We start from the raw sequence: 208 nt of genomic DNA on the forward strand, positions 1-208 counted from the left end.
CTGATCGACCTCTCGCGGCTCATCCTCTACGCCGCGGTGCCGGCGCTGGTCGTCGCGGGACTCATGGTCACGGTCGTCGACGCCGGCACGTTCCCGGGGAGCACGCTCGGTGTCGCCCACGTGACGCTCGCCGTCGGCGGCGCGTTCGCGGTCCGCGCAACAGCAGCCAGAGCTTCACCCGGTTCTCGCCGGCGCGCTCGCGCATCGT

The 208-nt window shown here is 72.6% G+C and carries 1 pseudogene; it reads left to right on the forward strand.

Features of this window, described 5'->3' with window-relative positions:
* Positions 1-208 (forward strand): annotated as a pseudogene (locus EXE45_RS19470) (hypothetical protein); the annotation flags it as partial.

The sequence above is a fragment of the Halorubrum sp. SP9 genome, assembly GCF_005435015.1.
GTDB lineage: Archaea > Halobacteriota > Halobacteria > Halobacteriales > Haloferacaceae > Halorubrum > Halorubrum sodomense.